The organism is Curtobacterium sp. P97 (assembly GCF_023712445.1).
Taxonomy (GTDB): Bacteria; Actinomycetota; Actinomycetes; order Actinomycetales; family Microbacteriaceae; genus Curtobacterium.
The window spans coordinates 83,330-96,658 of sequence record NZ_JAMAYF010000002.1; the positions used below are offsets into that span (position 1 = coordinate 83,330).

At 70.9% G+C, this 13,329-nt stretch carries 9 protein-coding genes and 1 other RNA gene; 7 read left to right on the forward strand and 3 right to left on the reverse strand.

The genetic code is table 11. The features are described from left to right. Positions 1–35 precede the first annotated feature (35 nt). From glgB to glgX, 3 genes are all read right to left on the reverse strand, one after another. A complete protein-coding gene (gene glgB / locus M3677_RS02285; RefSeq protein WP_251159690.1) occupies positions 36–2,738 on the reverse strand; it encodes a 1,4-alpha-glucan branching protein GlgB in 2,703 nt (900 codons plus the stop codon). Then, positions 2,735–4,735 carry an alpha-1,4-glucan--maltose-1-phosphate maltosyltransferase gene (locus M3677_RS02290; RefSeq protein ID WP_251159691.1) on the reverse strand — a complete coding sequence of 667 codons (2,001 nt, stop codon included), beginning with the start codon at positions 4,733–4,735 and terminating at the stop codon, positions 2,735–2,737. Before M3677_RS02290 ends, glgB begins: the two co-directional genes overlap by 4 nt. A gap of 153 nt (positions 4,736–4,888) precedes the next feature. Continuing rightward, positions 4,889–6,943, reverse strand: coding sequence for a glycogen debranching protein GlgX (gene glgX, locus M3677_RS02295; RefSeq protein WP_251159692.1), 2,055 nt, complete (start codon positions 6,941–6,943; stop codon positions 4,889–4,891). Between the two features lie 60 nt (positions 6,944–7,003). Between glgX and M3677_RS02300 the strand changes: the two genes are divergently transcribed. From M3677_RS02300 to M3677_RS02330, 7 genes are all read left to right on the forward strand, one after another. Then, entirely contained in the window at positions 7,004–8,167 is a 1,164-nt protein-coding gene (locus M3677_RS02300; protein ID WP_251159693.1) for a cysteine desulfurase family protein, read from the forward strand. A 108-nt stretch (positions 8,168–8,275) separates the two neighbouring features. Further along, positions 8,276–9,385: a peptide chain release factor 2 gene (gene prfB / locus M3677_RS02305; protein ID WP_251159694.1), complete on the forward strand. Its 1,110-nt coding sequence runs from the start codon at positions 8,276–8,278 to the stop codon at positions 9,383–9,385. Positions 9,386–9,457: 72 nt separating this feature from the next. Continuing rightward, on the forward strand, positions 9,458–10,216 hold the full coding sequence (gene ftsE, locus M3677_RS02310) for a cell division ATP-binding protein FtsE (RefSeq protein ID WP_066654786.1): 759 nt from the start codon (positions 9,458–9,460) through the stop codon (positions 10,214–10,216). Further along, complete coding sequence (gene ftsX / locus M3677_RS02315) at positions 10,213–11,127, forward strand: permease-like cell division protein FtsX (RefSeq protein ID WP_209682249.1); 915 nt, start codon at positions 10,213–10,215, stop codon at positions 11,125–11,127. The genes ftsE and ftsX overlap by 4 nt, the downstream gene beginning before the upstream one ends. A 213-nt stretch (positions 11,128–11,340) precedes the next feature. Beyond that, entirely contained in the window at positions 11,341–11,817 is a 477-nt protein-coding gene (smpB, locus tag M3677_RS02320) for an SsrA-binding protein SmpB (RefSeq protein WP_066654782.1), read from the forward strand. A 132-nt stretch (positions 11,818–11,949) separates the two neighbouring features. Beyond that, positions 11,950–12,327: a transfer-messenger RNA gene (ssrA, locus tag M3677_RS02325) on the forward strand. Between the two features lie 174 nt (positions 12,328–12,501). After that, on the forward strand, positions 12,502–13,317 hold the full coding sequence (locus tag M3677_RS02330; RefSeq protein WP_251159695.1) for a hypothetical protein: 816 nt from the start codon (positions 12,502–12,504) through the stop codon (positions 13,315–13,317). Positions 13,318–13,329 lie beyond the last annotated feature (12 nt).

A 13,329-nucleotide genomic window follows, 5' to 3' on the forward strand; every position in this document is an offset into this window, starting at 1 on the left:
GTCCGTCCCGTGGTCGCGTCCGCGCGGCGGCGGGGTCAGTCGGCCAGTCGCAGCCAGACCGCACCCAGCGGCGGGACCACCAGGTGGGCCGAGGCCGGGCGGCCGGCCCACGGCGTCTCGTCGGCCGTGACCGAACCCATGTTGCCGACACCGGACCCGCCGTACTCCGTGGCGTCGGTGTTGAGCACCTCGTGCCAGGTGCCCGCAGCGGGCAGCCCGAACCGGCGCTCGACGGGTACCCCGGAGAAGTTCACGAAGACCGCGAGACGGTCGTCGCCGTCCTTCCGGAGGAACCCGAGCGTCGAGTGCGGCGCGTCGCCGCCCTCGATCCACTCGAAGCCCTCGGGGGAGGAGTCGTGCGTCCACAGCGCCGGGGTCTCCTTGTAGACGCGGTTCAGCGACGCCACGAGGTCCTGCACGCCGAGGTGTCCCGGATCGTCGAGGAGCCACCAGTCCAGCCCCCGGGCCTCGGACCACTCCGACGGCTGGGCGAACTCCTGGCCCATGAAGAGCAGTTGCTTGCCGGGGTGCGCCCACATGAACGCGAGGTAGGCCCGGACGTTCGCGAGCTTCTGCCACTCGTCGCCGGGCATCTTCCCGTAGAGCGAGCCCTTCCCGTGCACGACCTCGTCGTGGCTGATCGGCAGGGTGAACTGCTCACTGAAGGCGTAGACCAGCGAGAACGTGATCTCGTCGTGGTGGTACGCGCGGTACGCCGGGTCACGCTCGATGTACTGCAGCGAGTCGTGCATCCAGCCCATGTTCCACTTCTGGCCGAAGCCGAGCCCGCCGGCGCTCGTCGGCTGGGTGACACCGGGCCACGAGGTGCTCTCCTCGGCGATCATCACGATGCCGGGGTAGCGCTTGTAGGCCGTGGCGTTCGTCTCCTGCAGGAACGAGATCGCCTCGAGGTTCTCGCGACCGCCGTGGATGTTCGGCAGCCACTCGGTGCGGGAGTAGTCGAGGTACAGCATCGAGGCCACGGCGTCGACCCGCAGGCCGTCGATGTGGAACTCCTCGAACCAGTAGAGCGCGTTCGCCACCAGGAAGTTGCGGACCTGCGGGTGCCCGAAGTCGAACACGAAGGTGCCCCAGTCGAGCTGCTCACCGCGACGCGGATCCGGGTGCTCGAACAGCGCGTAGCCGTCGAACTTCGCGAGTGCCCACTCGTCCTTCGGGAAGTGTCCCGGTACCCAGTCCATGATCACGCCGATGCCGGCGCTGTGCAGGCGGTCGATCAGGTAGCGCAGGTCGTCCGGCGTGCCGAAGCGCGCGGTCGGAGCGTAGTACCCGGTGACCTGGTAGCCCCACGAGCCACCGAACGGGTGCTCGGCGAGCGGCAGGAACTCGACGTGGGTGAACCCGAGGTGCTGCACGTGGCCGATGAGCGCATCGGCGGCCTCGCGGTAGGAGAGCCCGGGGCGCCACGATCCGAGGTGCACCTCGTAGACGCTCATCGGCGCATCGTGGGTCGTCGTCTGCGCTCGACGCGCCACCCAGGCGGTGTCGCCGTCGGACCACGTGTGGTCGGAGGCGGTGACGACCGAGGCGGTCAGCGGCGGGACCTCGGTGCGTCGGGCGAACGGGTCCGCTCGCTCGACCCAGCCGGAGTCGGTGAGGATCTGGAACTTGTACCGCTGCCCGACGAGGGCGCCGGGCCAGAAGAGCTCCCACACGCCGAGGTCGTTCAGGCGACGCATCGCGGTGGTGCGGCCCTCCCACCCCTCGAAGTCCCCGATCACGCGGACGGCGGTGGCGCGGGGTGCCCACACGGTGAACGCGACGCCGTCGACGCCGTCGACGGTGCGGACGTGCGCGCCGAGGTGCTGCCAGAGCTGCTCGTCACGGCCCTCGCCGAACAGGTGGAGGTCGAGTTCGCCGATGGTCGGCGCGAAGCGGTAGGCGTCGTCGGTGGTCCACGTCGCGTCGTCGGCGTCGGTGGACTCGTCGAGGTCGTAGTCGGCCTCGACGCGGTACCGACCGAGCGTGCCGGTCGTGGCGCCCGCCCAGAGACCGTCGCCCTCGTGGGTCAGTTCGACGTCGTCGCCGTCGGGGCGCACGATGCGGACGGCCGTCGCGAGGTGCCGGACGACGCGCACGCTCGTGCCCCCGTCCACCGGGTGCGGACCGAGCACGTCGTGCGGCTGGGACCAACGGCCCTCGGCCACCTGCTGGCGGAGCCAGTCCTCGACCGGCGCCGGCCGGGGAGCCGCTCCCGAGGTCGGGGCGACGTCGGAGCCGCCGGCGGGCGCTGCGTGCTGCGGTGCTGCGTGCTGCGGTGCCGCGGGCTGTGGTGCTGCGGACTCGGGTGCTGGGACGAGGTCCGCCGCGGTCGCCGTCGCTCCCGGTGCCGCCGAGCGTCCACCCTCGGAGAGCGGTGCGTCCGCGCCGTCCGCCGACAGACCGGTCGGGTCCGTGGGCTCCGGGCCGGTCGGTGCCGGGGAGCCGTCACGAGCTGCGCCGGCGAGGGTCGCCGACTCCGGGACCCCGCGGTCCGGCGTCTCCTTCGCCACGGGCGCGGCGCCGGGGAGGTCCTCGTGCGGTGCCGAGACCCGTGGCTCGTACCGGGGGGCCGGTTGGTCGGCCGGCGGGACCACGCCCGGGGCACGGGAGCGGGTCACGGGCGGCGGCGGGGGCGGCACCGGCGGGACGCTCGGCCCCTGGCCTCGGTCCGGGGTGGCGGGGGTGGGACGGTCGGAGCCCATCGGCGGGGTCCCCTTCGGGTCGCTGTCGGTCATCGGACGGGTCCCTCCACGACGAGCAGGTGCACGGGCTCCTGGAAGGCGTCGAGGCGGACGTAGTTGGACGAACCCCACTCCCAGCGCTGCCCGGTGACGACGTCGCGGACGACGAACGGCTGCTCGTTCGGCAGCCCGAGCGCGGCGAGGTCGAGGTGCACGGTGGTCTCGCGCGCCGAGTGCGGGTCGACGTTCGCGACGACGATCACCGTGTCCGCGCGGCCCGACCGGATGAACTCGGCGGGCAGGTGCTTCGAGTAGACGACGATCGCCGGGTCCTCGGCGTCGTGGACGTGCAGGTTCCGGAGCTGACGCAGCGCGGGGTGGGCCTGACGGAAGCGGTTGAGCATCGTGACGTACGGCGCGAGGCTCGCGCCCTCGGCCTCGGCCAGGGCGAAGTCGCGCGGCTTGTACTCGTACTTCTCGTTGTCGATGTTCTCCTCGGACCCCGGGCGTGCGACGTCCTCGAAGAGCTCGTACCCGGCGTACATGCCCCAGGTCGGCGCCCCGGTCGCGGCGAGCGCGGCGCGCACCTTGTAACCGGCGCGACCGCCGAACTGCAGGTACTCGGTGAGGATGTCGGGGGTGTTCACGAAGAGGTTCGGGCGCAGGTAGGCGCTCGTCTCGTGGCTGAGCTCGGAGAAGTAGTCCTCGATCTCCTCCTTCGTGTTCCGCCACGTGAAGTACGTGTACGACTGCTGGAACCCGGCCTCGGCCAGGGCGCGCATCATCGCCGGGCGGGTGAAGGCCTCGGCGAGGAACACCGTGTCCGGGTGCTGGTCGCGGACCTCGCGGATGACGCGTTCCCAGAACCAGAGCGGCTTGGTGTGCGGGTTGTCGACGCGGAAGATGCGGATCCCGAACGCGATCCAGTGCTCGAGGACCCGAAGGACCTCGGTGACGATGCCCTCGGGGTCGCTGTCGAACTGGATCGGGTAGATGTCCTGGTACCGCTTCGGCGGGTTCTCGGCCGTGGCGATCGACCCGTCCGCCCGGACCGTGAACCACTCGGGGTGCTGGTCCACCCACGGGTGGTCGGGGGAGCACTGGAGTGCGAAGTCGAGCGCGACCTCCATCCCGCTGTTCTTCGCCGTCTCGACGAAGACGCGGAAGTCGTCCTCGGTGCCGAGGTCGGGGTGGATCGCGTCGTGCCCACCCTCGGGACCACCGATCGCCCACGGGCTGCCCGGGTCGTGCGGTCCCGGGGTGAGCGTGTTGTTCGGGCCCTTGCGCGCCGTGGTGCCGATCGGGTGGATCGGCGGGAGGTAGATCACGTCGAAGCCCATGCGCGCGACGGCCGGGAGCCGGCGGGCCGCGGTGCGGAAGTCGCCGCTCCTCCACGAGCCGTCGGCGTTCTTCTTCGCCCCTTCGCTGCGGGGGAAGAACTCGTACCAGGCGCCGACGCCCGCGCGCTGCCGCTCGACGTCGAGGAGCTGCGTGGGGGAGTGCGTCCGGAGCGAGGTCAGCGGGGAGTCCTCGACCTCACCCGTGATGCGCGGGTCGTCGACGGCCGTGAGGCGCTCGGTCGGCTCGAGGTCGGTGTCCCGCAGCTGCTCGGCCGCGCGGACGGCGGCGCTGGAGTCGGTCTCGGCGGCGAGTCGGTCGAGCAGGACGGCGCCGTCGAGGAGCGTCGCCTCGGTGTCGACACCGGCGGCGATCTTGAGCCGGGCGGCGTGCAGCCACGTCGCCCAGTCGTCGGAGAACGACTCGACGTGCCACGTCCAGACGCCGACGTGGTCGACCTGCACGGTGGCCTCGTAGCGGTCCGTGCCGGGGGCGCCGAGCAGCATCGGCACGGTGCGTGTGCCGCCGTCCGGGCGTTCGAGCACGAGGTCGGCGCCGATGACCCCGTGGCCCTCGCGGAAGACGGTCGCGCCGAACGTGATCACCTCGCCGTCGAACGCCTTGCCCGGGAACCCGTTCGGGGTCGTCGGCGCGAGCTGGGTGATCGGGATGCGTCCGATCTTCGGTCGGCGGGGTCGATCTGCGGTGGCCACGGAGGCGACGCTACCCGGCCGGAGCGCTCGCGTTCCCCGGAACGCGTTCCCTGTGCAGTGTCGGGCGCGTCACACGGCCTGTGCAGGACGCGCACGTGCGGGCTCCGTCGCCCGTTCCTTCCCCGGACGGGCGCGCGGAGGGCCACGACCCCCCTACGCCACCTCGAAGACGTGGATGCCGGGGCCGTACGCGGTGAAGACCTGCCCGCCCGGCCGGAGCCGCTCGTGGTCGCGGTGCTTCTCGCTCGACCAGGCCAACCGGTACCCGAGCACGTCCTGGCGCGCCGGCAGCGTCAGGTCCCGCGTCCGCCCGCTGCCGTGCACGACCACGAGCACCCGGTCGAACGGCTCGTGCTCCGGGGTCGACTCGGCGAAGTACTGCACGACCCGGTGGATGGGTTGGTCCCACCCCTCGGGGGTCATCGGCTGCCCGTCCGGTCCGTACCACGCCATGCGCGACGCTCCGGGCGTCTCCCGCCCCTCGACCCCGAAGCGCGTCGGCCGGAGCGCCGGGTGCGCTGCGCGCAGCCGCGTGAGCGCCGCGACCGCCTCGGTCATCGCCTCGGCGTCCTCGTCGTCCGACCAGTCGACGGCGGTCAGGTCGTCGGACACGACGTAGGCGTTGTTGTTGCCGTGCTGCGTCCTGCTGCGCTCGTCGCCGGCGGTCAGCATCGGGATGCCCGCCGAGAGCATCAGGGTGCCGACGAGGTTCCGCATCGACCGGCCCCGGGCGGCACGCACCCCGCGGTCGGCCGTGTCGCCCTCGATCCCGTGGTTGAACGAGCGGTTGTCGTCGGACCCGTCCCGCCCGTCCTCGCCGTTCGCCTCGTTGTGCTTGCGGTCGTGCGAGACGAGGTCGAGCAGCGTGAAGCCGTCGTGGGCCGTGACGAAGTTGACGCTCGCGAGGGGGCCGCGCTCCTGGCCGAAGGTGCCGCGGGACCCGGTGAGCGCCTCGGCGAGCCGACCGATGCCCGCCTGCGGGGTGCCGTTCCGGCGTTCCTCGGCGACGTCGGTCAGCCAGAACTGGCGGACGGTGTTCCGGAACCCGTCGTTCCACTCGCTCGTGCCGGGGCCGAACGCCCCCGTGCGCCACCCGTCGGGACCGACGTCCCACGGCTCGGCGACGACGAGCACGTCCTGCAGGTCCGGGTGCTGCCGGATGCGCTCGAGCAACGGGTGCGCCGGGTCGAACACGTGGTGCTCGTCGCGGGCGAGCGCCGCCATCAGGTCGAACCGGAACCCGTCGACCTGCACCTCGCGCGCCCAGTAGCGCAGGCTGTCGACGACCATGTCCGCGGTGGCCTCGACCGAGGTGTCGAGCGTGTTCCCGCAGCCGGTGGTGTCGTAGTACGACGTACCGTCCTCGGTCCAGCGGTACCGCCCCGCCCCGTCGATGCCGCGCAGCGAGGTGGTGGGTCCGCCGGTGCCCTCCTCGGCGGTGTGGTTGTAGACGACGTCGAGCAGCACCTGGATGCCCGCCTCGTGCAGGAGTCTCACCATGCCCTTGAACTCGCGGAGCACCGCGGAGGCACCCGCGGCACGGGCGTCCGACGAGGCGTGGGCCGCGTGCGGTGCGAAGAACCCGAGGGTGTTGTAGCCCCACGCGTTCTCGCGACCGGCGTCCCGGAGCCACGCCTCGGTGTCGAACGCGTGCACGGGCAGCAGCTCGAGGGTCGTCACGCCGATGCGGCGCAGGTGGGCGATGGTGCTCGGGTGCGCGACGCCGGCGTACGTCCCGCGCAGGTGCTCGGGGACGTCGGGGTTCGCAGCGGTGAGCGTGCGGACGTTCGCCTCGTACACGACGGTCCGGTCCAGGGGGACGTCGGGCTTCGGCACACCGCCCCAGTCGAAGGCATCGTCGACCACGACGCTCGTCCACCGTGGGCCGCCGCTCCCAGCGGCCGTCGCCGCGGGGACGATGCCACGCGCGTACGGGTCGAGCAGCGGTCGCGCGGGGTCGAACGCGTGGCGGGGTCCGTCCGGACCGTCGACGAGCAGGTGGTACCGATCGCCCGGCCGCACGTCCGGCGTCTCCGCCGCCCACCGGTCGGTGCCGTCGGTCCGCGACAGGACGTGGCGGGTCTCGACACCGTCGGCGTCGACGACCACGAGGGTCACCGCGGTCGCCGAGGCGGAACGCACCGAGAAGCGGGGCACGCCGTCACCGAGGCGGAAGCCGGGGGTCTCGTCGATCGCGGTGCGGTGCATGACGACCAGGGTACGAGGGGCCGGAGGTATCCTGTGAACGCACACGGAAGGGGCGCAGTCATGCCGGTCTACCTCGACCACGCGGCGACGACGCCCATCCTGCCCGCGGCGCTCGCCGCGTTCACCCGGGCCCTGGCCACGGTGGGCAACCCGTCGTCGATCCACAGCGCCGGCCAGCGCGCGAAGATGCTGCTCGAGGACGGTCGCGCCGCGGTCGCCCGGTCGCTCGACGCGGCGCCGGTCGAGGTCGTCTTCACCTCCGGCGGCACCGAGAGCATCAACCTCGCGGTCAAGGGGCTGTACTGGGCGCGGCAGCAGGACCGTCCGCGGCCGCGCATCGTCGTGCCGGCGGGCGAGCACCACGCCACCGTCGACACGGTCGAGTGGCTCGAACGCCACGAGGGTGCCGTCGTCGACGTGGTCCCGCTGGACGCGCAGGGTCGCGTCGACCTCGTCGGCCTGGAGGCACGGCTCGCCGACGCCTCGGACGTCGCCCTGGTCACGTTCCTGTGGGCGAACAACGAGGTCGGGACCCTGCAGCCGGTCGACCGCATCGTCGAGCTGGCGCACGCCGCCGGTGTGCCGGTGCACAGCGACGCCGTCGCGGCGTACGGGCAGGTCCCGGTGTCGTTCGCGGCCTCCGGCCTCGACGCGCTCAGCGTGTCGGCGCACAAGATCGGTGGGCCGGTCGGGATCGGCGCGCTGGTCCTCGGGCGCCGTGCGACGGTCGAGCCGCTCATCCACGGCGGTGGCCAGCAGCGACAGGTCCGCAGCGGGACGCAGGACGCCCCGGCGGCGGCGGCCTTCGGTGTCGCCGCGGAGGCCGGGCTGCACGACGCGTCGGCCCTGCGCGACCGGCTCGTCGCGGGGGTCCTGGAACGCGTCCCGAGCGCCGTGCTCATGGGCGACCCGGTCGACCGGCTCCCCGGCAACGCCCACTTCACCTTCCCCGGGTGCGAGGGCGACTCGCTGCTGTTCCTGCTCGACGCGGCCGGGGTCGCCGTGTCGACCGGGTCCGCCTGCCAGGCCGGCGTCCCCGAGGCGTCGCACGTGCTGCTCGGCATGGGCCTGTCCGAGGACGAGGCCCGCGGCGCCCTGCGCATCACGCTCGGGTACACCTCGACCGACGCCGACGTCGACGCCTTCCTCGCCGCGCTGCCCGACGCGGTCGCCCGGGCCGGCGCAGCCGGCCTGGCGTCCCGGACGCCTCTGCTCGGACGCTGAGCGACCAGGTCCCCACGGTCCTCCACAGCGGCCACCTGCCGGACGCGAGCCCACACGGCGGAGTGCGGCGAGCCTCCCGGCCGGTGGGCACCGGTAGGATCGGTGACCATGGTCGAACTTGACTTCACCGAGCAGCTGTCCGCCCTCCGCGAGACCTTCGGCAACATCCGCTCGGTCGTCGACGTCGACCGGCTCCAGCGCGAGATCGCCGAACTGAGCGAGCAGGCGGGTGCCCAGGACCTGTGGGACGACGTCGAGCACGCGCAGCAGGTGACGAGCGCGCTCTCGCACAAGCAGGCCGAGCTCCGGAAGATGACCGACACCGAGCAGCGCATCGACGACCTCGAGGTCCTCGTCGAGATGGCGAACGAGGCCGACGACGCCGACTCCGCGGCCGAGGCGCAGGACGAGCTCAAGGCCATCCAGAAGACCATGGGCGACCTCGAGGTGCAGACCCTCCTCGACGGCGAGTACGACGAGCGCCCCGCGGTGATCACGATCCGCGCCGGTGCCGGCGGTGTCGATGCGGCGGACTTCGCCGAGATGCTCCTCCGCATGTACCTGCGCTACGCCGAGCAGCACGGCTTCAAGACCACCGTCATGGACACCTCCTACGCGGAGGAAGCGGGCATCAAGTCCGCGACGTTCGAGGTCGACGCGCCGTACGCCTTCGGCACGCTCTCGGTCGAGGCCGGCACGCACCGCCTCGTCCGCATGTCGCCGTTCGGTGCCGCGGGCAAGCGCCAGACCTCGTTCGCCGCGGTCGAGGTCATCCCGCTCATGCCGGAGACCGCGGTCATCGACATCCCGGAGAACGACATCCGGGTCGACGTGTTCCGGTCCTCCGGCCCCGGTGGCCAGTCGGTCAACACCACGGACTCCGCCGTCCGCCTGACCCACCTGCCGAGCGGCACCGTCGTGTCCATGCAGAACGAGAAGTCGCAGATCCAGAACCGCGCAGCCGCCATGCGCGTGCTGCAGTCGCGCCTGCTGCTCCTGAAGAAGGAGGAGGAGAACGCGAAGAAGAAGGAGCTCGCCGGCAACATCACGGCGAGCTGGGGTGACCAGATCCGCTCGTACGTCCTCGCGCCGTACCAGATGGTCAAGGACCTCCGGAGCGAGCACGAGGTCAACAACCCGTCGTCGGTGTTCGACGGGGACCTGGACGGCTTCATCAACGCGGGCATCCGCTGGCGCAAGCAGGGCGACGATTCCTGAGCGAGCTCGCGGGGGAGTCGAGCCGCGCGCCTCGGTTGACTTCCGGCCCACCCGACCTAGCCTGATCCGGTCATGATCAAATTCGACCAGGTCACCAAGGTCTACTCGGGCAACCCGAGTCCCGCGCTCGACGACCTCTCCCTCGAGATCCTCAAGGGTGAGTTCGTCTTCCTCGTCGGCGCGTCCGGCTCCGGCAAGTCGAGCTTCCTCCGCCTCGTGCTCAAGGAGGAGAAGCCGACCCGCGGGCAGATCCACGTGCTCGGCCAGCGCCTCGGCGCGCTGTCGTCGCGCAAGGTCCCGTACTTCCGCCGCAACCTCGGTGTGGTCTTCCAGGACTTCCGGCTCCTGCCGAACAAGAACGTCTTCGACAACGTCGCGTTCTCGCTCCAGGTGATCGGCAAGAGCAAGGGCTTCATCAGCGAGGCCGTCACCGACGTGCTCAAGCTCGTCGGCCTGGCCGGCAAGGCCACCCGGATGCCGCACGAGCTCTCCGGTGGTGAGCAGCAGCGCGTCGCGATCGCCCGTGCGGTCGTCAACAAGCCGGCGATCCTGCTGGCCGACGAGCCCACCGGCAACCTCGACCCGACCACCTCGGCGGGCATCATGGCGCTCCTCGAACGCATCAACCAGGGAGGCACCACCGTGCTCATGGCGACGCACGACGCCAGCATCGTGAACCAGATGCAGCGCCGGGTCATCGAGCTCTCGAACGGCACCGTCCTGCGCGACGAGCAGTCCGGCGGGTACCAGACGCAGGCGCTGCCGATCCAGCGCGGCTCCGGCGTCTCGAACACGACCGGCATCCAGACGATCCCGGGGCTCATCCGATGAGGCTCGGGCTCGTCATGTCCGAGGTCGGCTCGGGCCTGCGGCGCAACGCGTCGATGGTGGTCTCGGTCGTCCTGGTGACCTTCATCTCGCTCACCTTCGTGGGCACGGCGATCCTGCTGCAGATGCAGATCAACCAGATGAAGGGGTACTGGTACGACCGGGCGCAGGTCGCGGTGTACCTGTGCACCGACACCGACACCACCGGCAACTGCACCGGTGCCAAGGCGACCGAGGACCAGCGCGAGCAGGTCCAGGCGCAGCTCGACTCGTCCACCCTGAAGCCGTACATCGAGAAGACGTACTACGAGGACCAGGACCAGGCGTTCACGCGGTTCAAGGAGCAGTTCAAGGACTCGCCCGCGACCGAGTTCGTGAAGCCGGAGTACCTCAACGAGACCTTCTGGGTGAACCTGAAGAACCCGTCGCAGGCGGACGTGCTCGTCGAGAGCCTGTCGAAGGTCGCCGGCGTGCAGAGCGTCGTCGACCAGCGCGGGTACCTGCAGCCGATCTTCAACCTGCTCAACGCATCGTCGTACACGGCGATCGGCATCGCGTCGCTGATGCTCGTGGCGGCCGTGCTGCTCATCGCGACCACCATCCGACTCTCGGCGTTCAGCAGGCGACGCGAGCTCGGCATCATGCGCCTGGTCGGGGCGTCGAACCGGTTCATCCAGACACCCTTCGTGCTCGAGGGGGTGATCGCCGCCGCGATCGGAGCGGTGCTCGCCGGTGGCGCGATCACCGCGGTGGTCTGGTTCTTCGTCCGGAACTACCTGGCGCAGCGGTTCTCCGGCACCGCCTTCATCGGCATGAGCGACGCGGCCGTGGTCGTGCCCGCGGTGATCGTGATCGGCGTGCTCCTGGCCGGGGTCTCGGCGCTCATCGCGATCCGCCGGTACCTGCGCGTCTGACCCGGCCCGAGCGGCGGTCGATCGTCCGGCGCGAGGCTCGCCGTGGCGGACATCTTCGCGGTGGTCCTGCCATGAACGTGTCCGCCTGCGCGAGCCTGGGGTTGCCGGCGCACCGCGGCGCGCCGGGAAGGTGCGCTGCGGTCGTCGTGTTCACTAGGCTGTAGGGCTGCGCAGCAGCACCGGGGTCCGTGCCCGGTCACGAAGGGAGTCACCATGGCGAAGGAACGCGGCGAGAAGATCGTGGCGACCAACCGTCGCGCGCGCCACGACTACCTGATCGAGGACACGTACGAGGCGGGCATGGTGCTCTCGGGTACCGAGGTGAAGTCCCTCCGCGAGGGGCGGGCCTCGCTCGTCGACGGCTACGCGTTCATCGACGGTGGCGAGGCCTGGCTCGACTCCGTGCACATCCCCGAGTACACCGAGGGGACGTGGAACAACCACGCGCCGCGGCGGAAGCGCAAGCTCCTCCTGCACAAGCAGCAGATCGTGAAGATCTCGCACAAGACCGCGCAGGGCGGGTACACGCTCGTGCCGATGAAGATCTACTTCCACGACGGCCGGGCGAAGGTCGAGATCGCGGTCGCCAAGGGCAAGCGCGAGTTCGACAAGCGTCAGGCCCTGCGCGAGAAGACCGACAAGCGCGAGGCCGAGCGCGCCATGCGCTCGCGCAACCGCCTCGGCGAGTGAGCGCCGCGGGGTGAGCCCTCGGCGAACGCCGGTGGCGTCGTCCAGCACACCCCGCTAGGCTGTGGTCCGCTCCTCACGGGGAGCATTGGCAACTCAACAGCGTGACAGCGGCTCGCACGTCACGGCCCGTACGGGGATGATCGGTTTCGACATTGCCTGTGTGCCGACGGGAAGCGGGCCGAGGACCCACGGTCATCTCGTGAACGATCCGTGGAAAACAACAAGTGCCAATTCCAAGCGCACTGACTTCGCTCTCGCTGCGTAAGCAGCCCAGCACATGAAGTCCGTCGGCCAGGTGATCGTCTTCTAACCTGAGTTCCGGCGTCATCCAGAGGACTTGCTGCACGGTTGCGCCTCAGGGCCGTGCGGGACTTGCACTGAGACTGGGCCCGTCGTCCTAGAAGCCGGTAGCAAAGGACGGGGCCGAGCAGAACGACTCATCCGGATACGCCCGTAGAAGACGTCGAACCGCAGCGATGGACGGGGGTTCGATTCCCCCCATCTCCACCAACGCCGTGCCGTCGAGCCGCTGTCGCGCTGATCGAACCGAGATCGCCACCCGAACGCCCCGTCGTCGTCCCCCAGGACGGCGCCGGGGCGTTCGTCGTTCCCCCGGGGTCCCGGACTACTGTCCGGAGCGAGCGCGGGGCTGGTCCTGCGTCGACCCGACCGGGAGGGCAGCACGTGGTGCAGGAGATCGCGATCCGAGTCCGTCTGCGCGAGCAGGACCGTCTGGGACTGGCGGAGTACGAGCGGATCGTGGGGTCCGTCGCGACCGTCGCCGCCGTCGTCGCCTGGCTGCCGACGCCCGGGTCACGGCTCGTCGTCCGCGGTCGTGGTGCCGAGCCGGTGCGCCTCGAGACGGTGTCGTACGGCACCGTGTTCGAGATGCTCGTCGTGCTCGACCAGCGCTCGGCCGCGGTGGAACGGGCAGCGTCGGCGGTGGCCGCGCTGGTGACGTCGGTGCGCGACGAGCACGTCGAGGACGACGTCGCGGGCATCGCCGGCGAGTTCGACCGCCTCGATCGGTCGGCGCCGCGTGGTCGCTCGGCGGTGGAGCTGGCGCTGCGTGGGTTCCTCGAGGGAGCCCGGGCCGACGTGCTCGCACGGAGGACCACCACGCGGGTCCGTGCTGCCCAGGCGCTCCTGCGGCTCGCCGAGGACGGGGCAGAGCTCGTGGTGGAGCGGGTCGAGGACGCCCTGGCACCCGTGGTCGAGGAGCAGCAGGTCGACGTGCTCTCGGACACCGGCACGTCCGTCGTGGTCGAGCCGGTCGACGGGATCGCGCCCTCCGGTGTCCGCGCCTCGCGCCCGGTGGTCGACGACGACTTCCCGGCGGAACAGCCCGGCGAGCAGGACGAGGGCACGAAGACCAAGGACAAGGACGAGAAGCAGTCCGACAAGAAGAAGAAGGACAAGAAGAAGAAGGACAAGAAGAAGAAGGACAAGAAGAAGAAGGACAAGAAGAAGAAGTCCGGCAAGAAGAAGGACAAGAAGTAGTCCGACAAGAAG